The 20710-nt window shown below is 74.6% G+C and carries 11 protein-coding genes; 4 read left to right on the top strand and 7 right to left on the bottom strand.

Translation table 11 applies throughout. The annotated features are described in order from the left end of the window. Positions 1-193: 193 nt before the first annotated feature. Positions 194-7651, top strand: coding sequence for a type I polyketide synthase (locus tag DT057_RS01540; RefSeq protein ID WP_128560367.1), 7458 nt, complete (start codon positions 194-196; stop codon positions 7649-7651). Further along, positions 7648-9018, top strand: a complete 1371-nt coding sequence (locus DT057_RS01535; protein WP_128560366.1) for an aminotransferase class I/II-fold pyridoxal phosphate-dependent enzyme — start codon at positions 7648-7650, stop codon at positions 9016-9018. Before DT057_RS01540 ends, DT057_RS01535 begins: the two co-directional genes overlap by 4 nt. A gap of 40 nt (positions 9019-9058) precedes the next feature. Here the strand turns inward: DT057_RS01535 and DT057_RS01530 are convergent, their stop codons facing one another. Together DT057_RS01530 and DT057_RS01525 are read right to left on the bottom strand one after the other, a co-directional pair. Further along, positions 9059-9907: a formyl transferase gene (locus DT057_RS01530; RefSeq protein WP_128560365.1), complete on the bottom strand. Its 849-nt coding sequence runs from the start codon at positions 9905-9907 to the stop codon at positions 9059-9061. Positions 9908-9954: 47 nt separating this feature from the next. Further along, on the bottom strand, positions 9955-10728 hold the full coding sequence (locus DT057_RS01525; RefSeq protein ID WP_128560364.1) for an SDR family NAD(P)-dependent oxidoreductase: 774 nt from the start codon (positions 10726-10728) through the stop codon (positions 9955-9957). 223 nt (positions 10729-10951) lie between these two features. Here DT057_RS01525 and DT057_RS01520 point away from each other — a divergent pair, with 223 nt between their 5' ends. Further along, the gene (locus tag DT057_RS01520) at positions 10952-12952 is read left to right on the top strand and encodes a capsular polysaccharide biosynthesis protein (protein WP_128560363.1); all 2001 of its coding nucleotides are present in this window, start codon (positions 10952-10954) and stop codon (positions 12950-12952) included. Positions 12953-13609: 657 nt separating this feature from the next. On the opposite strand, the gene DT057_RS01510 is transcribed toward DT057_RS01520, so the two are convergent. Further along, positions 13610-14965 carry a capsule biosynthesis protein gene (locus tag DT057_RS01510; protein ID WP_128560362.1) on the bottom strand — a complete coding sequence of 452 codons (1356 nt, stop codon included), beginning with the start codon at positions 14963-14965 and terminating at the stop codon, positions 13610-13612. 739 nt (positions 14966-15704) lie between these two features. On the opposite strand from DT057_RS01510, the gene DT057_RS01505 reads away from it, so the two are divergent. Next, positions 15705-16931 (top strand): polysaccharide biosynthesis/export family protein, encoded by a 1227-nt coding sequence (locus DT057_RS01505; RefSeq protein WP_128560361.1) that lies wholly within the window; start codon positions 15705-15707, stop codon positions 16929-16931. A 90-nt stretch (positions 16932-17021) separates the two neighbouring features. On the opposite strand, the gene ettA is transcribed toward DT057_RS01505, so the two are convergent. The 4 genes from ettA to DT057_RS01485 form a co-directional block, all read right to left on the bottom strand. Next, the gene (gene ettA / locus DT057_RS01500; RefSeq protein WP_128560360.1) at positions 17022-18674 is read right to left on the bottom strand and encodes an energy-dependent translational throttle protein EttA; all 1653 of its coding nucleotides are present in this window, start codon (positions 18672-18674) and stop codon (positions 17022-17024) included. 147 nt (positions 18675-18821) lie between these two features. After that, positions 18822-19085, bottom strand: coding sequence for a hypothetical protein (locus tag DT057_RS01495; RefSeq protein ID WP_128560359.1), 264 nt, complete (start codon positions 19083-19085; stop codon positions 18822-18824). Positions 19086-19179: 94 nt separating this feature from the next. Continuing rightward, on the bottom strand, positions 19180-20079 hold the full coding sequence (locus tag DT057_RS01490; protein WP_128560358.1) for a DNA/RNA non-specific endonuclease: 900 nt from the start codon (positions 20077-20079) through the stop codon (positions 19180-19182). A 9-nt stretch (positions 20080-20088) separates the two neighbouring features. After that, positions 20089-20340 (bottom strand): hypothetical protein, encoded by a 252-nt coding sequence (locus DT057_RS01485; protein WP_128560357.1) that lies wholly within the window; start codon positions 20338-20340, stop codon positions 20089-20091. Between the last annotated feature and the right edge of the window lie 370 nt (positions 20341-20710).

Here is a 20710-nt window from a genome sequence, read left to right as displayed (position 1 = left end):
ACTCTGCTGTCTTTTACGGCAAAGCTTTGACTGATGAAGACATGTCACACCTGGGCACTGATCGTCGTGCCGGGGTGGCAAGACCCACAGCCAGGGTTGGACTCGGTCCAGGGTGCATACTATGGGTGGAGTGAAATGCCTCGGCTCGGCATCCGCCGATCTTGGTCCTCCTGAGAGCGCGTGCGAATTGAACGTGAGAAACCGTCCAGACATCGCGATCATCGGTCGGGCCTGCCGGCTTCCCGGAGCCACCGGCATCGAGGGCCTGTGGCAGATGCTCATCGAGGGGCGGTGCGCCGTCTCGCGCATCCCCGAGGACCGCTGGTCGCTCGAGCGCATGGGCCATCCGCGGGCGCAGGAGCGGGGCAAGAGCTACACCTGGGCGGCGGGCGTCCTCGACGACATCTGGTCGTTTGATCCCTCGGTGTTCGGGATCTCGCCCCGCGAGGCCGAGCAGATGGACCCGCAGCAGCGCCTGCTGCTCGAGCTGACCTGGGAGGCCCTCGAGAGCGCGGGGCTGCGCCCCTCGTCGGTCGCCGGCTCCCCGATCGGCGTGTTCGTGGGCGCCTCCTCCCTCGATTACGGCAACCTGCGGGTGCTCGATTCCGCCTCGGGCGACGCCTACGCGGCGACCGGCAACACGCTCTCGATCCTGTCGAACCGGATCTCCTACATCTTCGACCTGAAGGGCCCGAGCTTCACCCTCGACACGGCCTGCTCCTCGTCCCTCGTCGCGCTCGACGCCGCGATGGCGGCGATCGCCTCCGGGCGCATCGACACGGCGGTGGTCGCGGGCGTCAACGTGCTGGCGAGCCCGTTCAACTTCATCTCGTTCTCCAACGCCTCGATGCTCTCCCGCACGGGCCTGTGCCGGGCCTTCTCGGCCGAGGCGGACGGGTACGTGCGGGCCGAGGGCGGCGTCGTCCTGGTGCTGCAATCGGCGGCCGCCGCGGCGCGCCAGGGCGCCACCGTGCGGGGCGTGATCGCGGCCGCCAAGGTCAACTCGGACGGGCGCACCACCGGCATCTCGCTGCCCTCCGGCTACGCCCAGGGCGCGCTCCTCGAGGAGATCTACCGCGAGGCCGAGGTCCCCCTCGACGCGATCGCGTTCGTGGAGGCGCACGGCACCGGCACCCCGGTCGGCGACCCGATCGAGGCCGGCGCCATCGGGGCGAAGCTCGGCCGCGGCCGCGCCGCGCCCCTGCCGATCGGCTCGATCAAGACCAATATCGGCCACACCGAGCCGGTCTCGGGCCTCGCCGGCCTGCTCAAGGCGAGCCTCGCCCTCGAGCACGACCTGCTGCCGCCCTCGCTGCACAGCGCCAGCCTCAACCCGGCGATCCGGTTCGACGAGCTGAACCTCGCGGTCAACCGCGCCCTCCTGCCCCTGCCCCGCACCCGGGCGGCGCGCTACGCGGGCGTGAACTCGTTCGGCTTCGGCGGCACCAACGCGCACGTCATCCTGACCGACCCGGCGCCCGTCGCGCAGCCCGCGCCCGACGCCTCGGCGCCCGAGGTCCTGCTCGTCTCCGCCCAGACCCGGGCGGCGCTCGGCGACCTCGCGCAGGACTACGCGGCGCGCCTCGAGGGCGCCGACCGGGCCGACCTCGCCCGGGTCGCGGCGGCGGCCGCCCACCGGCGCGAGCGCCTGCCGGCCCGCGTCGCGATCCCGCTCGATGATGGCCCCGACACCGTCGTGGAGGCCCTGCGGGCCGTGGCCGAGGCCCAGGACAGCCCGGCCGCGGTGACCGGCACGGCGGTCGAGCGCGCGGCCGACGTCGCCTTCGTGTATTCCGGCAACGGCAGCCAGTGGGCCGGCATGGGCCGGGACGCCTACGGGCTGAACCCGGCCTTCCGCCAGCGCTTCGACCGCGTCGACGCCCTGTTCCGGCCCCTCGCCGGCTGGTCGCTCAAGGACGCCCTCTTCGCCGAGGAGCTCGACCAGCGCCTCGGGCTCACCAGCGTGTCGCAGCCGCTGATCTTCGCGATCCAGAGCGCCTCGACGGCGGCCCTGCGGGCGGTCGGCCTCGTGCCGAGCGTCATCGTGGGCCACTCGGTCGGCGAGATCGGCGCCGCCGAGGGCGCCGGCATCCTGAGCCTCGAGCAGGCCGTGCGGGTCATCTTCAACCGCTCGAAGCACCAGGAGATGACCCGGGGCCTCGGCACCATGGCGGTGCTGCTCGCCCCCGTCGAGGAGGTCCAGGCCTTCCTCGCCGACTACCCCGACCTCGACATCGCGGCCTACAACAGCCCGAAGGCCGTCACGGTCGCGGGCCCCGTCGCCTCGATCGACGCCGCCATGAAGGCCCTCGCGCGCAAGCGCCGCCGCGGCCGCAAGCTCGACCTCGACTACGCCTTCCACGGCCGCCTGATGGACCCGACCGAGGGGCCGCTGCTGCGGGACCTCTCCGGCCTCAGGCCCTCCTCCGGCACCGTGCCCCTCGCCTCGACGGTGACCGGCGACGTGCTCGACGGCCGGCACTTCGACGCCGGGTACTGGTGGCGCAACATCCGCGAGCCGGTGCGCTTCAGCGAGGCGATCCAGGCCGCGGCCCGGCGCGGCGCCCGGGTCTTCGTCGAGGTCGGGCCCCGCCCGACGCTTCTGCCCCACGTCGGCGACTGCCTCGAGCCCCTCGGCATCGACGGCGCCACGGTCGGCGCCCTGCCCAAGAAGCCCGTGGACCGCGATCCCTTCCGGCAGGCCCTCGCGGCCGCCCTCGTGGCCGGCGCCGCCGTCGACGAGGCGGTGGCCTTCGGGCCGGCCCCCGCCGGCGCCGTGGCGCTCCCGCACTACGCCTGGCAGCGCAAGCCCTTCCGCCTGGCCGAGACCACCGAGACCGCCAACCCGGCGACCCCGCGCCCCTACCATCCCCTGATCGGCGCCCGCCAGGGCCAGGACGGGCTGGAATGGCTCGCCCACGTCGACATCGCGACGGTGCCGGACCTCGACGACCACCGCATCGACGGGCAGGCGATCCTGCCCGGCGCCGCCTTCGTCGAGATGGCGCTCGCGGTCGGCCGCGAGGTGGTGCGCGGCGACGCCGTCACGCTGGCCGACCTCGAGATCCAGCAGCCGATGGTGTTCGGCGAGGAGACCCTGCGCGAGGTCCTGGCCCGGCTCTCCCCCGGCGCCAACCTGGTGCAGATCCTGTCCCGTCCGCGCCTGAGCCAGGCGCCCTGGCAGCTCCACGCCGTGGCGAAGCTCGTGGAGGGCGAGGCGCCCCCGCCGCCGCGGGTGACCGGGCGCGACGCCGCGGCCCTGCCCGACGAGACCGTGATCGAGGGCGAGGACCTCTATCGCCGGGCCGTCCAGTCCGGCCTCGGCTTCGGCCCGGCCTTCCGGCAGGTCGCCCGCAGCGCCCGCCTGGACGACGTCACCATCGCGTCCGACCTCCTGCCGGCCGAGGAGAACCCCCGCTACGGCCTGGTGCCGTCCCGGCTCGACGCCTGCTTCCACGGCCTGATCCTGCTCTTCGCCGACCTGCTCGGCGAGGCGGCGACCCGGGCCTACGTGCCGATCCGCTTCGGCGAGATCCGGCTCGTGCGCCCGGGCGCCGTCATCGCCCGCGCGGTGATCCGCACCCGGCGCTGCAACGAGCGCAGCATCCTGGCCGACTTCACCCTGCTCGATCGGACCGGCGAGGTGATCGCGACCCTGCGCGAGGGCCGCTTCCAGGCCCTGCGCACGAAGTCGGGCGGCGACCTCGACGCCTTCGCGATCCGGCAGACGACGGAGCTCGCCACCGAGCCGACCGCGATCCCGCTCGAGCCCCAGGCCGCGGTCGCCGCGCTCATCCGCCGGCACGCCGGGTCCGTCACGCTCAAGGGCGAGGCCGCCAAGGGCGAGGCGGCGCTCAGCGCCGGCCACATGCTGCTCGAGGGCTGGGCGACCTCCCTCGCCGACCGGCTCGCCCGCGGCCTCGCCGTCGGCGGCCTCGTCGACCTCGCGGCGGCGCGCCGCCTGCCCCAGGCCCTGCGGCCGTGGTTCGTGAGCCAGCTCCAGGCCCTCGAGGGCAGCGGGCTCGCGGAGGCCGAGGGCGACGGGCGCTGGCGCCTGCGCACCGACGTGACGCTGCCCGAGCCCGACGAGATCATGCGCTGGATCGCGTCGGACCATCCCGAGCTCTCGGCCGAGCTGCTCCTCGCCGCCGACCTCGGGGCCGTGGTGGCCCGCATCCTCGGCGGCACCCTGGCGGAGGCGCCGAGCCTGCCCCAGGCGGCGCTCGACGCCTTCGCGCTGCGCGGCGCCACCGTGCGCGCCTCCGCGGCGGCCCTGATGCGCCTCCTCGAGGAGAGCGCCGGGACCCTGCCGCGGGACCGGGCCCTGCGCCTGCTCCAGGTCGGGTTCGGGCCGCTCTCGGCCCAGGCCGCGACCTTCGCGGACAGCCACGAGGCGCGCCTCACCGTCTTCGAGACCGACCGGCGCCTCGCCGAGCGCGCGCGCCTCGCCCTGCCCTCGGGCGTGAGCGTGGTGGAGGATCCCGCCGCCCTCGCCCTCGCGGGCTTCGACGCGGTCCTGGCGAGCGACGTGCTGCACCGGGCCGACCGCGACCTCCTCGGCCGCCTGGCCGGGAGCCTCGCCACCGGCGGGCTGTTCGCCGCCGTCGAGCCGGCCGCCTCGCTGTTCCGCGACCTCGTCTTCGGCCTCGGGCCGGACTGGTTCGACGCGCAGGGCGACGTCCCGGTCGGGCGCCTCGACGACGTCGCCGGCTGGCAGCGCTCCCTGAGCGCCGCGGGCCTCGTCAAGGTCGCGGTCGACCGCGCCGCGACCCGCAACGGCAACGACCTCGTGCTCCTCGCCGAGGCCCCGCCGCGCCCCCGGGCCGCCGCGGGCCAGACCTTCACGTTCGTGATCGGCTCCGAGGACGAGTTCGCGGCCGAGACCGCCTCCTCCCTGGCGACCCTGCTGGTGGCGAGCGGGGTCCACGTCTCGATCATCCTCGACTCGGAGAGCTCCCTGCGGGAACTCGAGCGCGAGACGCCCGACACCGTGGTCTACCTCGCCGGCGCCTTCAACCACGGCGGCGAGCCGGCCGAGCGGCTGCGCGAGCGCTGCCTCAACCTGAAGCGCTGCGTCGAGCACCTCGGCACCCGGCCGACGCGCCTGTGGGTCGTCTGCCCCGGCGCCACCCGGGACCGGGGCGGCCAGGCCGGCAGCGTCGAGGCCGGCGTCTGGGCCTTCACCCGGACGCTCGCCAACGAGGTCGCGAGCCTCGACGTGCGTCGCATCGACCTGTCGGGCGCGATGTCGACGAAGCGGGCGGCCGAGCGCCTGTGCGACCTGATCCTGTCCGGCACGCCCGAGACCGAGATCGTGCTCGACGACGACCGCACCCGGGTGGTGCGGTTCTCGCAGGGCGCGCGGCGGGCCGCCCGCCGCTCCGGCACCGAGGCGGCCCCGGCCGCGCGCCTGGAGCGCAGCACGACCGGCGGCCTCAACGAGATGCACTGGGGACCGGCCGAGCGCGCCGCCCCCGGCCCGGGCGAGATCGAGGTCGCGGTCGAGGCCACGGGCCTCAACTTCCGGGACGTTCTCTGGGCGCTCTCGATGCTGCCCGAGGAGATCCTCGAGGACGGCTTCGCCGGACCCCGGCTCGGCCTCGAATGCGCCGGCCGCGTCGCCGCGGTGGGCGCGGGCGTCACGGCCTTCCGGCCGGGCGACGCGGTCGTGGCCTTCGCCCAGTCGGGCTTCTCCACCCACATCGTGGTGCCCGAGATGGTGGTGGCGCCCGCCCCCCAGGGCCTCGACGCCCAGGCGGCCGCCACCACCCCGGTCGCCTTCCTGACCGCCTTCTACGGGCTCGTCACCCTGGCCCGGCTGAAGGCCGGCGAGTGGGTGCTGGTCCACGGCGGCGCCGGCGGCGTCGGCCTCGCGGCCCTCCAGATCGCCCGGATGCGGGGCGCGCGGGTCATCGCCACGGCCGGCTCGACCGAGAAGCGGGCCCTGGTGCGGGCGCTCGGGGCCGAGCACGTGCTCGATTCCCGCTCGCTCGCCTTCGTGGACGACATCCGGCGCATCACCGGCGACGGCGTCGACGTGGTGCTCAACAGCCTGTTCGGCGAGGCGATGGAGCGCAGCCTCAACGCGCTCAAGCCGTTCGGCCGCTTCGTGGAGCTGGGCAAGCGCGACTACGTCGCCAACACCCACATCGGGCTGCGGCCGTTCCGCCGCAACCTGTCGTATTTCGGGGTCGACCTCGACCAGCTGCTGCAGTTCCAGCCCGAGGAGGGCAAGCGCCTGTTCCGCGAGGTGATGGCGCTGTTCACCGACGGCAGCCTGAAGCCGCTGCCCTACCAGCCCTTCGCGGCCGAGGAGGTCTCGGACGCCTTCCGGCTGATGCAGCAATCGGGGCACGTGGGGAAGATCGTGATCGCGCCGCCGAAGGCCGGCACGATCCCGGCCGAGGTGCGGCGTCCCTTCGAGGTGGCGCCGGACCGCAGCCACCTGATCACCGGCGGCCTCGGCGGCTTCGGCATCGAGGCGGCGCGCTGGCTCGCCGACCGGGGGGCGCGCCACCTCGTCCTCGTCGGCCGCAGGGCGCCCTCGGGCGAGGCCGCCCTCTCGGCCATCGCGGACCTCACGGCCCGCGGCGTCGCCGTGCGGGTGGAGGCTTGCGACATCGCCGACCGCGCCTCGGTGCGGCGCCTGCTCGACCGGGTCGAGGCCAGGGGGCCCGCCCTCGCGGGCATCATCCACGGCGCGATGGTGCTCCAGGACGGCCTCATCGCCGGCCTCGACACCGCGGCCCTCGACGCGGTCATCGCCCCGAAGGTGGCGGGTGCGGCGCATCTCGACGCCCTGACCCGGGAGCGCCGGCTCGACTACTTCGTGCTGTTCTCCTCGGCCACGACCTTCATCGGCAACCCGGGCCAGGGCTCCTACGTCGCCGCCAACGGCTTCATGGAGGGCCTCGCCCGCCAGCGCCGGCGGCTCGGGCTGCCGGCCCTGGCGGTGGCCTGGGGCGCCATCGGCGACGTGGGCGTGCTCGCCCGCAACAAGGCCGTGATGGAGACCCTGGCCGGGCGCGTCGGCGTGACGCCGGTGGACGCCCGCAAGTCCCTCGACCTGATGGCCGAGGCGCTCGGCGCCCAGGGCCCCGGCTCGGACGACGCGGTGGTGGCGATCGCCGCCATGCACTGGGGCAAGGCCCGCGAGCGCCTCGCCACCCTGCGCTCGCCGAGCTACGCGAGCCTCGGCTCCGAGCAGCAGGCGGAGGCGGGCGGCCAGGCCGCGATCAGCATCCCGGCCCTGCTGCGGGCCCACGAGCTCGACGACGTGCGCAAGCAGGTCGCCGACGCCATCGTGGAGGACATCGCCCGCATCCTGCGCCTGCCCAAGGACGACATCAGCCGGGTGCGCCAGCTCTCGGAGATCGGCCTCGATTCCCTCATGGGGGTCGAGCTCGGCGCCAGCCTCCAGGAGCGCTTCGGCCTGGAGGCGCCGCCCGCGGGCGTCTCGAGCGGCCAGACCGTGACGGAACTCGCCGACACGCTGATCCAGTCGGTGGCCGCCCCCGTGGACGACGGCGGCGCCGCGGTCTTGAGCCTCGCCCAGCGCCACGCCGGCGAGAGCATCGACGCGGCCTCCCTCGAGCCGCTCCAGGCGCTGGTCGAGAAGAACAGCCAAGAGATCAAGGTCATCATCTCATGAGCAGCGGATCGTCGAACGGCGCGGGCGGGCGCGAGGCCCTGGCGGGCTTCGTCGCCGCCCGCCTCGGCAAGGCCCCCGCCCGCCCCGTCCCGGCGCGCAGCGCGCCGAAGCCGGCCCTGGTGCCGGCCCAGAGCTTCGAGAGCCTGCCGGGCTACAAGGAGCTCAAGCTCCAGCGCTCCGCCGCCGACCTGATCGGGCTCGGCAACCCGTTCTTCCGCGTCCACGACGCCCGGGCGGGAGCGACCTCGCGGATCGACGGCCAGCCCTTCGTCAACTTCTCGTCCTACGATTATCTCGGCCTCAACGGGCACCCGGAGGTGAACGCGGCGGCGCAGGCCGCGCTCGCGACCTTCGGCACCTCGTCCTCGGCGAGCCGGGTCGTGGCCGGCGAGCGGCCGGGGCACCTCGCTCTGGAGCGGGCGCTCGCGGCCCATTACGGGACCGAGTCCTGCGTCGCCATGGTGAGCGGCCACGCCACCAACGTCACCACGATCGCGGCTCTGATGGAGCCCGGCGACGTGATCTACCACGACGCCCTGATCCACAACAGCGTGGTCACCGGCGCGCAGCTCTCGGGCGCCCAGCGCCGCAGCTTCGCCCACAACGACCTCGGCGCCCTCGAATCCCTCCTTCACGCCACCCGGCACGAGCACCGGCGGGCCCTGATCGTGATCGAGGGCCTCTACAGCATGGACGGGGACGCCCCCGACCTCGCCGGCTTCGTGGACCTCAAGGAGCGCTACGGCGCCTGGCTGATGGTGGACGACGCCCATGGCCTCGGCGTGCTCGGCCGAAACGGGCACGGGCTGCACGAGCAGTGCGGGGTCGAGCCCGGCCGCGTCGACATCTGGATGGGGACGCTCTCGAAGACGCTCTCGTCCTGCGGCGGCTACATCGCGGGCGCGGCCGCCCTGGTCGAGTTCCTGAAGTGCACGGCCGGCGGCTTCGTCTACTCGGTCGGCATGTCGCCGCCGCTCGCGGCCGCCGCGACCGCGGCCCTCGACCTCATGCACCGCGAGCCCGAGCGGGTCGCGCGCCTGCGCCGCAACGGCGCCCTGTTCCTGGCCTGCGCCCGCGAGCGCGGCCTCGACACCGGCACCAGCCTCGGCCTCGCCGTGGTGCCGGTGATCCTCGGCGACTCGCTCAAGGCGGTGACCCTGTCCGACCGCCTGTTCAAGCGCGGCATCAACGTGCAGCCGATCATCCATCCGGCGGTGCCCGAGCGCAGCGCGCGCCTGCGCTTCTTCATGACCTCCGAGCACACGCCCGAGCAGATCCGCGAGACCGTCACGGCCCTGGCCGACGAGCTCGACGAGCTGAACCAGGGCGGCTCCCTGGTCGAGCGCCTGATGGCGCGGCGGGGCTGAGGCCGGCGGCCGCGGCCCCCGCACGGGGCCGCGCGGCCGCTCAGGGCCGCAGCGACAGGCTCAGGGCCTCGCGCAGGTCGCCCGCGTCCACGAGGCGACGCCCGCGCCGCCTGAGGGCGCGCAGCTGCGCCGGGGTCGGGAAGCCGCAATAGGGCAGCAGCGGGACGGAGCGTCCCGCCGGCAGGCGGTCCTCCCGGCGCGCCTCCTCCAGCACCTCCTCCAGCAGCGGCAGTCCGGCCTCGTGCAGCCGCATCGCGGCCCGCGACGCCGTGGTGCCGGGGGGCAGCGCCACGGCCTCCTGCGCCAGGATGCCGCCGGCGTCGATCGCGGCCGCGAGGCGGTGCACCGTGACCCCGAAGGCCGGCTCCTCGTCCATGAGCGCGTGCAGGGTCGGGACCGGGCCGCGGTGGCGCGGCAGCAGCGAGGGATGGACGTTGACCCCGCCCGTCGGGACTGCCGCCAGGGTGGCCGCGTCGAAGATCTGGTCGAAGTGGAACGACACGATCAGGTCCGCGCCGTGCTGGCGCAGCAGGGCCGTGGTCTCGGGTGCGTTCACGTCGGCGATCGTGGCGTGGGGCAGGCCGTGGCGCCGGCACAGGGCCGCGAGGGGCGTCGCCTCCGGCACCGCGCTGCTGCCGGCGAGCCGCTGCGTCGCCGGGGCGAGGGCGCGGACGATGTCGGGAAGCCCGAAATTCACCGCCAGGTAGGGCAGGAAGCCGGGTCCCGAGCGCGCGAGGTGGCGCCGCACCTGCCCGGTCAGCCCGCCGACGCTCGGCCGCTCGGGATCGGACAGGCCCACGAACGCGATGCGTGCGGCGTGCCCGGCCACGAACCGTCGCACCGGGCGGGCATTCGCGAGGGCCTCGAGGGTGAACAGCGCGATCCGCAACGCTCAAGCTCCATCGGGTGTCGTGGCAGGGCCGCCGCGGGCGCCCCTCACCGCTGCTGCCGCTCGCCCATCCGGAAGGAGAAGCCCCGCATCCCGAGGCGCCGCAGGCCCTCGGGCAGCAGCGCGGCGCCCCGGGCCGCCGCCGCGAGGGCGGCCGGGAAGGCGATCACCGCCTCGTCGCGCGCGAGGCCCTTGGCGATGCGGGCGGCCGCGGCCTGCGCGGTCATCTCGAGCGGGCGCCAGCCCTGGTAGTCGGCGCCCATGGAGGTCCGGACGTAGCCGGGGCAGACCACGTTCATGCGCACCCCCCGCGGGGCGAGCTTCTCGCGCAGCGCGAGCCCGTGGGCGAGGAGCGCCGCCTTGGTGCCGCTGTAGGCCGGCGCGTCCGGGAGGGGCGCCAGGGCGGCGAGCGAGGAGATCAGGGCGACCTGGCCGCTTCCCCGGGCCGCCATCCGGGCCACGCAGGGCAACGCCACGTTGAGTGCCCCCATCAGGTTGATGTCCAGCACCAGGAAGGCCGTCGCCTCGGTCTCGACCCCGCCGTCGGGATGGCCGCCGTTGACCCCGGCATTGGCGACCGCGAGGTCGAGGCCCCGGCGCTCCGCCAGATCGTCGATCCAGGCCCGCACGCCCTCGCGGTCGCGGACGTCGAGGACCCGCGTCTCGACCTCGGCGCCCTTGGCCCGGCACGCCGCCGCCACGGCCTCCAGGCGCTCGGCGCCGCGGGCGTTGAGGGCCAGGGTGGTGCCCGGCCCGGCGTAGTGCTGCGCGAGGGCGGCGCCGATGCCGCTCGACGCGCCGGTGATCAGGATGACGGGCATGGCAGCCGGGAGGGCCCTCCGCGCGCGGCGTCCCCGCCCGGAGCGGGCGGAGGGCCGGACGGATGCGCCTGTAGCACGCCGGCCCCGGCCCGGCGCCCGGAAAATACCGCCGCGGCGGGCCCGTTCCCGAACGCGCTTGACGGAGACGGGGCGATGTGGAACGGCGCCTCCTCCGGGTTGCAATGCCGGAGGGCGGACGCGGTCCGCAGCGAGCGAGAGGCGGATGGATCGCGGCAAGCTGAAGCGGTTGTGGCCCCGGACGCCGTCGGAGGCGGAGGTTCCCGGCCCGCGGCGCTCGCGCCGCCTCGGGAGCGAGCCGACGTCCCGGCGGGTCCGCCTCACCGATCGCTGGGACGAGGGCTTCCTGCGCCTCGGCGGGGATGCCCGCACCGAGCGCTCGCTGAGCTACATCATCGACGGGCTCGGCATCCACTACGACGCCACGGCGCCGAGCGAGCTCGAGGTCATGCTCGAGGAGGGCGGCTGGGAGGCGGACGATCTCCTGGCGCGCGCGCGCAGCGGGATCGCGGCGCTCCGGCGCCTGAAGCTCAGCCTCGACAACGATCCCCGCCGCCTCGAGCTCGCGGCCGCCCTGGAGCGGGCGGCCCCCGCCCGGGTCGCGGCCCCGGCCGGCGCGCGGCGGGTCGCGATCGTCGACCAGGCCGCGGGCGACCCCGCGGTCGGGTTCGGGCTCGCCGGCGCCAGCACCTTCGGGGCCATGCTGGCCGCCGCGGCGGCCGACGAGCCCGGGGCGGAGCGCATCGTCGTCATGGACCCGTCGGCCCGCGCGGGACGCCCGGGGCACATCGATGCGGCGGCGGCCCGGGCCGCCGGCGCCCGGCTGGTGGGCGACCCGGTCGCGGCTTGGTCGCTCATCGAGGGCTGCGACCGCCTGTTCGTGGTGAGCAGCCACGTCGGCTTCGAGGCCGCCCTCGCCGGCAAGCCCGTGACCTGCTTCGGCCTGCCCTTCTACGCCGGCTGGGGCTTCACGGACGACCGCCTGCACCTGCCGCGCCGCACCCGGGCGCGGCGGCCCGAGGAGGTCTTCGCGGCGTCCTACCTCGTCTGCTCGCGCTACTTCGAGCCCTACGGGGGCGAGCCGTGCCGGTTCGAGGACGCCCTCGCGATCCTGGACCTGGTGGCGACCCGGCGGCGCGAGAACGCGGCGCGCACGCTCTGCCTCGGCTTCTCGGCCTGGAAGCGGCGCTGGGCCGGCGAGACCCTGGGCTCGCCCGGCAATTCCCCGGTGGTCCGGCGCGGCGACGACCCGGTGGGTCCCGGCGACCTCGCGGGCTTCGGGCGCGTCGTGACGTGGGCGAGCCGGATGCCCGCCGGGACCGAGGCCGCCTGCCGGGATGCCGGGGTGCCGCTCTGGCGCATGGAGGACGGCTTCCTGCGCTCGATCGGCCTCGGCGTCGCCCTGCGCCCGGGAGCCTCGCACGTGCTCGACGCGGCCGGCGTCTACTACGACGCCTCGCGCCCGAGCGACCTCGAGCACCTGCTCGAGACCGCCGCGTTCGACCCCGACCTCCTCGCCCGGGCCGGGCGCCTGCGGGCCGCGATCGTGGCGGCGCGGGTGAGCAAGTACAATGTCGGGGCCGCCGCGCTCCCGCCGATGCCCCGGCCCGGCCCGGTCGTGCTGGTCGCCGGCCAGGTCGAGAACGACGCCTCGATCCGCCTCGGCGGCGCGACCGTCCTGGGCAACGCGGCCCTGCTGCGCCGCGTCCGGGAGCGCGACCCCGACGCCGTGGTCGCGTTCAAGCCGCATCCGGACGTCGAGGCGGGCCTGCGCCCGGGCTGGGTGCCGCCCGACGAGGTCGCGCGCTACGCCGACGTGGTCCTGCGGGACGTCTCGGCCGTCGCCGCCATCGAGGCCGCCGACCGGGTCGAGACCGTGACCTCGCTCATCGGCTTCGAGGCGCTCCTGCGGGGCAAGCCGGTGACCACGCACGGGCTGCCGTTCTACGCCGGCTGGGGCCTGACCGAGAGCCCGGCCTGCCCGCGGCGCACCCGCGCCCTCAGCCTCGACGCCCTCGTGGCCGGGGCGCTGATCCTCTATCCGCGCTACGTCGACCCGCGGACCGGCCTGCCCTGCCCGCCCGAGGTGCTGGTGCAGCGCCTGGCCGAGGGCGGGCCCGAGCTGAAGCGCCGGGCGCTGACCCTCGAGGCGCTGATGAAGCAGGTCTGGTCGCTGACCTGGCGCCACGTCCTGCGGCGCGGCTGACGCGCCCGCCCAGGCCGGCCGCCCCGCGCCTCAGACCGGGGCGGCGCGCCGATGGCGACGGAGCCGACCGGGCGCCAGGGCGCGCCCCTGCCGGTCAGGCGCCGCCTGAGGTCCTGGACGACGAGTTTGAGCGCCAGCTCGCGCCCGCGCAGGCCCGGCAGCGCCCTGGGGTCGAGGCCGGTCCACGGCAGGAAGGGGTTGCGGCGGATGGAGGTGTGCACCGTCACCCGGGTGCTCGCCCGCAGGCCCGGCCCCCGGGCGTGGAAGCCGAACGTGTCGGCGATCACCAGGGTGGTGGCCGGCACCGCGACCCGGACCGGCGGGCCGTGGCCGAGCCGGCCGAGATCCGCCGCGGCGATCCGGAACGAGCCGAAGGTGCGTCGCGGCGTTCTGCTTGTCCGGGACCGCCGGGCGGGCTCGAATTCACGCCGGCGACGGATGAGCGCGCGAGGAGGCCGCGCCGGCGTCGCGGCGCCGCCTCGCCCCGGCGGGCCTCGTGATCGGGAGTTTTCGGGGAGGGGCTGCGCGGCGCGGGGCGGCGGCGTCCGGGTCGCGTCCGGACCGGGGCCGCGCGGACGCAGGAGCGGCGTGCGCGACAAGCCGTGCCGACCGGCTCCTCGCGGCGCGGCTCCCGCGGCGGGGCCGCGGCGCGTGCCCTCAGGCGTTCTGCAGCGCCTCGATGCCGGCGAGCCCGTCGGAAGCGGTCGCGCCGCTGCCCTGCTGCTGGCGGGCGGCCCGCGAGCGGACCTCCAGCCAGGCGCCCTGGGTCAGGTCGAGGCGGGAGGCCGCGGCCTCGACCGCCACCTCCAGGCCCTCGCCCTTGTAGTAGACGCCCCGGATCTGGATGTTGGCCACGATCGCCTTGATGAAGGCGTCCCACAGCTCCCGCCGCGGCGGCTGCGCCTCGGTCCAGAACCGCTCCAGGTTGCCCTGGAAGGTCAGGCCGTCGATGTCGTAGATCGCGGCCCCGAGGGTCATGGTCGGCTTGTCCGCGCGCATCGACCACATCCCCACGGTGCTGTTCACCGTGACGACGCCCTGCGAGCCGTCCAGGAGCGCGTTGAGGTTGCCGCCGTCGATGTAGTCCACCCGGTCGGCGACGCCCCACTTGACCGCGGAGCGGCGCACGATGCGCTGCCAGTTGCGGACGCCCGGATCGAGGGGATGGACCTTGACGAGGAGGCGCGAGCCCGCCGGCGCGTGCTCGGCGAAGGAGCGCAGCACGACGTGGATCGGGGTCTTGAGGTCGAAGAAGGGCGAGTAGGCCCGCAGCTGGAAGTCGTTCTCCATCTGGAGCGGCAGCACGTAGTAGCGCGTGCCGGCCTCCCGCAGGCGCCGGACCAGCGCGTCGGCCCGCGGCCCGGTGCGCTTCGAGCGCAGCATGTGGAGGCCGGTGCCGAGGTAGACCAGGGCCGGATGGTGGACCTGGTGCGAGCGGTACCCGGGGAACAGCCACCAGAGCCAGTTGCTCAGGAGGTGGTAGGCCATGTCCCAGATCACCTGGGTGAGGAAGCTGTCGCGGTAGCGCGGCACCAGGTCCGGCTCGGGGGCCTTGCGGGCCAGCGCCATGACCGCCTCGGGATCGCGCGGGAAGCAGCTGTCCCCGGACATGCCGTCGCGCTCGAGGGTGATCCAGTCCGGCCGCAGGTAGCCGAAATCCGTCACCGTGACGTTGAGGCCCCGGGCCTTGGCGGCCGCGATGGCGACCTTGTGGTAGTAGCGCTGCTCGCCGAGCAGCACGAGGTCGGTCACGCCCTCGCGGTCGATGAGGTCGGCCACGAAGGCCGGCCAGGTCTCGCGCGTGCCCCGGAAGTTGATGCCCCCGGCCCGACGCCAGAACAGCCAGTCGCCGAAGCAGAGGTTGACCCGCAGGCAGCGGTGGCCCCGCGCCTCCAGGGAATCGGCGACCTTGGCGAAGAACGGCGTGATCGGGCCCTGCAGGAAGAGGAAGACCTGGCGGGCGCCGTGGCGTGCGGGGCTCGGGTCGGCTTTTCGTGCAGGATCAGCTCTCACGGGCACACCTCGAGGCGTGAGGAACAAGGAACGCGCACCACGACGAGGGCGCGCCGCTGACGGACGGGAGAGTACCGGCGGGTCCGGGCGGAACAATGGCAGGATTGCAACACTCGTCGGAAATGGCGGCCCCGGCCTTGCGGCCGGGCAGGTCTCCACAACGAACCGTCGGCAGGCTCGCCCCGCCGCCCGAATCCCCCGGGCGACCGCCGCCATAGGGTCCCGGATCTGGGCAGGAACAAGGAGGCGGCGCGCGCCGCTCCCGTTATCCACCGGCCCGTGGCGCCCGGGCAACGCCCTCCGGGGCGTCCCGCGGCGGATGCGGAGCCTTCCCGTGGACGCCAGGACTGGTTGCCCGCGCGCGTACGGGATCGTGCCCCGCCGGGGACCCGGCAAGCCGGCCCGCATTACTGCCACGCTGGCGACGCATTTCCCCGCGATCGAGCCGGGGCGTCCGGGGCCCGCGGGCGGCGCCGGCACGGCGGGCGGAGCGTGGGCCCGCGGCAACAGTGTCGCGGGGAATGCGCCCGAAGCGCCGCGGAACCTCCCGTTAAACCCATGGCGGCGATCCTGGGTGCTAAGGGTGGGGGCCGCGTGCCGGCCGGCGCCGCCGCGCCGCGGCGGATACGGGACGCGGAAGAGACCCGACGCTCGCGGCCCGCGCCGCGGCGTCGTTCCGGGATCAGGACCTCTCGTCGGCCCGCCCGGGCCCCGAGCCGGGTGGGTTGGAGGATCGTGTATGGTGCGCGTCGGAACGCTCGCGGCCCTGGCTGCGTGCCTGCTGGGAGGCTGCAGCGGGTTTCTGCCGGCCGCGGGGCCGACCACGGACGCGGTCACGAGCGGCGCGGGCATCGCCACCGACCAGGGGCTGCTCGCCCGCTACGAGATCATCGACGTCGACGCCGCGGTGGTGGAGGCCCTGCGCGGCCGGCCCCTCGACAGCCTGCTCGCCTCCTTCGGCGACCGCCGCTCCGCGGTGCAGCCCGTGGTGGGCGTCGGCGATTCCGTCACGGTGACGATCTGGGAGGCGAGCACCGGCGGGCTCTTCTCCGGCCCGGCCATCGCCGACCGCTTCTCGGCCGGCTCCAAGGCCTCGACCATCCCCGAGCAGATCGTGAGCCGCGACGGGACGATCTCGGTGCCGTATGCCGGGCGCATCCAGGTGGCGGGCAAGCGCGCGCCCGAGATCCAGGCGCAGATCGAGCAGGAGCTCGCCGGCAAGGCGATCCAGCCGCAGGTGCTGCTCACCGTCAACTCGCCCCTGAGCACCAGCGTCACGGTGCTGGGCGAGGCGGCGTCCGCGGGCGGACGCGCCGCGGGGCTGCGGGGGGCGGGCCCGGCCTCCCTGGTCGGCGGCGGCCGGGTGCCCCTCACCGAGAAGGGCGACCGCCTGCTCGACGTGGTGGCGAGCGCCGGCGGCGTCTCGGCCCCGGTCAACGAGACCTTCGTGCGGCTGTCGCGGGGCCAGACCACCGCGACGGTGCCGCTCACCGCCGTGGTGTCGAGCCCGCGCGAGAACATCTTCCTGCGCCCCGGCGACACCGTCACGCTGGTGCGCGATCCCCAGACCTTCCTGGCCGTGGGGGCGCTCGGCGCGCAGGCCGAGATCCCGTTCAACGCCGAGGGCATCACCCTCGCCCAGGCGCTCGCCAAGGCCCGCGGCCTGTCGGACTACCAGGCCGACCCGGCCGGCGTCTTCCTGTTCCGGTTCGAGCCCGCCTCCGTGGTGCGCCGCCTGCGGCCGAGGAGCCCGCTCGTGAGCGCCGCCCAGGTGCCGGTGGTCTACCGGGTCAACATGCGCGATCCCAACAGCCTGTTCGTCACGCAGGCGTTCCGGATGCGCAACCGCGACCTCGTCTACGTCTCGAACGCGCCCTTCACGGAGGTCCAGAAGGTGCTCAGCGTGTTCTCCGCGGTCACCTCCCCGATCACCGCCGGCGCCTCGCTCTACTCGGTGACGCGCTGAGCGGGCGCCGGCCCGGGCCGGGCGCGGACCGACGCCGCGCCCGGCCCCCGGCCGGCCCGGGATCCCGTCCCGGGCCGGCCCCGGGGCCGCTCAGCGGCTGAACTTCTTGTACTTGATCCGGTGCGGGATGGTGGAGTCGACGCCCAGGCGGCGCTTCTTGTCCTCCTCGTAATCGGCGAAGTTGCCCTCGAACCACTCGACGTGACTGTCGCCCTCGAAGGCCAGGATGTGGGTCGCGACGCGGTCGAGGAACCAGCGGTCGTGGCTGATGATGACGGCGCAGCCGGCGTAGTCCTCCAGCGCCTCCTCGAGCGCCCGCAGGGTGTCGACGTCAAGGTCGTTCGTCGGCTCGTCGAGGAGCAGCACGTTGGCGCCGCTCTTGAGGATCTTGGCGAGGTGCACGCGGTTGCGCTCGCCGCCCGACAGGACCCCGACCTTCTTCTGCTGGTCCGAGCCCTTGAAGTTGAAGGTCCCGCAATAAGCCCGCGAGTTGATCTCGCGCTTGCCGAGGTACAGGATCTCGTTGCCGCCCGAGATCTCCTGCCACACCGTGGCGTCGGCCTTGAGCGTGTCGCGCGACTGGTCGACGTAGCCGAGCTTGACGCTCTCGCCGACGCGGATCTCGCCCTTGTCGGGCGTCTCGAGCGCGTTGATCATCCGGAACAGGGTGGTCTTGCCGGCGCCGTTCGGGCCGATGACCCCGACGATGCCGCCGGGCGGCAGCTTGAACGAGAGGTCGTCGATCAGCAGGCGGTCGCCGAACGCCTTCTCGAGGTGGTCGAACTCGATCACGTTGTTGCCGAGCCGCTCGGCGATCGGGATGACGATCTGGGCGGTGGTCGGGCCCTTCTCCTGCGACTTCGCCACGAGGTCCTCGTAGCGGGCGATGCGGGCCTTGGACTTCGCCTGGCGCGCCTTCGGGGAGGCCGAGACCCATTCCTGCTCGCGCTCGAGGGTGCGCTGGCGCGCCTCCTCCTCGCGGCCCTCCTGGGCCAGGCGCTTCTGCTTCTGCACCAGCCAGGACGAGTAGTTGCCCTCGTACGGGATGCCCCGGCCGCGGTCGAGCTCCAGGATCCAGCCCGTGACGTTGTCGAGGAAGTAGCGGTCGTGGGTGACGATCAGGATCGCGCCCGGGTAGGAGCGCAGGTGCCCCTCGAGCCAGGCCACGGTCTCGGCGTCGAGGTGGTTGGTGGGCTCGTCGAGGAGCAGCAGCTCGGGCTGCCAGAGCAGGAGGCGGCAGAGCGCGACCCGGCGCCGCTCGCCGCCCGACAGGGTCGCCACCGCCACGTCGTCGCCCGGGCAGCGGAGCGCGTCCATGGCCTGGTCGACCTTCGAGTCGAGGTCCCACAGGCCCTTGGCCTCGATCACGTCCTGGAGGCGGGTCATCTCGTCCGCCGTCTCGTCGGAGTAGTTCATGGCGAGCTCGTTGTAGCGGTCGAGGATCGCCTGGTTCTCGGCGACGCCCTCCATCACGTTCTCGCGCACGGTCTTGTCGGGATCGAGCTGGGGCTCCTGCGGCAGGTAGCCGACCCGGGCCCCCTCGGCCACGAACCCGTCGCCCGAGTACTCCTTGTCGATGCCCGCCATGATGCGCAGCAGCGTCGACTTGCCGGCGCCGTTGACGCCGAGCACGCCGATCTTGGCGTCCGGGTAGAAGGACAGGTGCACGTTGTCGAGCACCTTCTTGCCGTTGGCGTAGGTCTTGGTCAGACCGCGCATGTGGTAGACGAATTCACGGGCCATCGGGAGCAATCCTTCGGGAACGGCGCGGCCGTGCGCGCCGCGGCCGGAGAGGGCGCGCCGGCGCGCACGGCCGCGCGCGGAAATGGGGTTGGTCTCGCGATACCAGGGCCGCCGGAGCCCCGCAAGGCGCCCCCGCAGCCCGGGCCCTCAGGCGAACGGGTTCCTCACGCTCCGGGCCTCGGCCTCCGGTGCCGCCGCGCGCTCGGGCAGGTCGGGCGCGCCCTCGAGCGCCCTCACGATGGCGTCGAGCGTGCGCCGGAGCGCGCGGGCGCGCTCGAGACCCGGGCGGTCCCGGGCGATCTCCAGGGAGCCGTGCAGGACGATCCGGGCGGTGCCGTTCTCGACCGTGAGGTCGCCCAGGGTCTGGACGGCCGCGTCGTCGGCGAACGGGGTCAGGGTGTGCTCGGCCATGGTCTGCCTCTGAGCCTCGTCGGGCGAAGTGTCACGCACTTCGCCGGGCGATGCGACAACAAAGCGGTCCGCGCGCCGTGCCGGGGGCGCCGGCTCAATGCAGGGAGCGCAGGAGGTCGCGCCAGGCCCGCCGGGCCATCCGGTTCACCTCGCCGGTGAGCCAGTCGAGGAACGACGGCTCGGCGCGGCGGGAGCGCGGCTGGCGCTCGCCGCCCGCGTGCTCGTCGCGCCGCGGCTCGGGCAGCGTCATGGCGCGGCCGCGGATCGCCTGGGGCAGGTCGGGAAACACCACGAGGCCGCCGATCTCGGCGAGGCGCGCCGGCGACACCGCCTCCCAGGCCTCGCCCGGCGCGTTGTGGGCGAGGTAGACCCCGGCCTCGCCCCGGTTCGGGTCGAGGATCGCCTTGAACAGCCGCGTCGGGATCAGCACCCGGCCCTTGAGGGACGAGACGCTGCCGCCCTCGAAGAGCGGCCCGGTCACGACGTAGAGGTCGCCGCGCTCGACCGCGAGCGCGCGCACGGCGCTCTCGATCCCGGCCCAGAGCCGGCGGTTGTCGTCCGGGTTCTGCGGCACGATGTTGGCGAGGGTGAACGATTCCGCCTGCGAGGCGGGGTCGGGCATGTCGCCCGACGGCGCCATGTGGCCGCGGTCCCAGCCGCTGCCGGCATAGTCCGACAGGGCCGAGCGCGCCGCCGGCGCCAGCCGCTCCTCCTCGTGGAAGGCGTCGACGCGGTCGACCCGGCGCGCCGCCTCGACGCGCGCGGCGGTGAGGTGCTCGGCGGCGTAGAGCGGCGTGCGCGAGAGGCCGGAATACAGCACCGCGAAGGCGCGGTAGCACAGGGGCGTTGTCTGGGCCGAGAGGCGCGGGTTCGTCAGGGCCGGGATCGTGCCCCCGGCGAAATGCTCCGGGCAGCCCTGCGCCAGGGCCGGCGCGGGCGCCAGCAGCAGCACCGCGGCGAGGCCGCGGGATCGACGCGGACGGGAGGCGGACATGGGTCGCGGTCAGAAGCAGATGCGGACGCGCCGCGGCCCCTCGGGGGTGGGCCTCCGGCGCCAGGTGCATCCCGAGGGCCCGAGGCGGGCGCGCGTCATGTCGCAGGCGAATCCTGCGGGCGCGCAGGCCGGCAGGTGCGGCAGCCACGAGGGGTCCACCGGCACCCAGAACACGTCCGGGGCGCCCGCCGCGGCGTCCCCGCCGGAGGCCGCCAGCAGCAGGATTCCGCCCAGCCACCAGACCCGTGTCGCGCGTCGCATCGGTCCTCCGCACCGGAGTGTATCGGGGCGCAGGCGGCGCCCGCCACCGGTCTGCGCCGGCAGTCTAACCCACGCCACCCCGTCTGTCCTGCCGGACGGCGCCGCTTGTGATTCAGCAGGGGTTCAGGATTTTCTTCAGACTTGTTAGAGAACGCCCCGCCGCGATCGAAGCGATCATGGCACCAGAATGGCAAAGCTGGCCTCATGCGCTATAAGGGCGGCCACGCGTGAGACGTCCGGCCCCGCGCCCGGCGACCATCCGCGCGCGGCGTGGACGACGGCGGACGGGGCTCCCACAGCGATCGAAGAAGCGAGTGTAACACTGTGTCAAATTTGGTTCTCCCCCTCCTTGACCGCGTTGTTGACGCGC

Source organism: Methylobacterium crusticola (assembly GCF_003574465.1).
GTDB lineage: Bacteria > Pseudomonadota > Alphaproteobacteria > Rhizobiales > Beijerinckiaceae > Methylobacterium > Methylobacterium crusticola.
The sequence above is the reverse complement of the archived record's forward strand: the minus strand, read 5'-3'. Positions and strand labels throughout refer to the sequence as shown.

What these genes read in the sequence shown, in the direction of transcription:
- DT057_RS01505 (WP_128560361.1), top strand. Translation starts at nt 15,705, where the DNA reads ATGGTGCGCGTCGGAACGCTCGCGGCCCTGGCTGCGTGCCTGCTGGGA.
- DT057_RS01495 (WP_128560359.1), bottom strand. Translation starts at nt 19,085, where the DNA reads ATGGCCGAGCACACCCTGACCCCGTTCGCCGACGACGCGGCCGTCCAG.
- DT057_RS01485 (WP_128560357.1), bottom strand. Translation starts at nt 20,340, where the DNA reads ATGCGACGCGCGACACGGGTCTGGTGGCTGGGCGGAATCCTGCTGCTG.
- ettA (WP_128560360.1), bottom strand. Translation starts at nt 18,674, where the DNA reads ATGGCCCGTGAATTCGTCTACCACATGCGCGGTCTGACCAAGACCTAC.
- DT057_RS01490 (WP_128560358.1), bottom strand. Translation starts at nt 20,079, where the DNA reads ATGTCCGCCTCCCGTCCGCGTCGATCCCGCGGCCTCGCCGCGGTGCTG.
- DT057_RS01535 (WP_128560366.1), top strand. Translation starts at nt 7,648, where the DNA reads ATGAGCAGCGGATCGTCGAACGGCGCGGGCGGGCGCGAGGCCCTGGCG.
- DT057_RS01525 (WP_128560364.1), bottom strand. Translation starts at nt 10,728, where the DNA reads ATGCCCGTCATCCTGATCACCGGCGCGTCGAGCGGCATCGGCGCCGCC.
- DT057_RS01520 (WP_128560363.1), top strand. Translation starts at nt 10,952, where the DNA reads ATGGATCGCGGCAAGCTGAAGCGGTTGTGGCCCCGGACGCCGTCGGAG.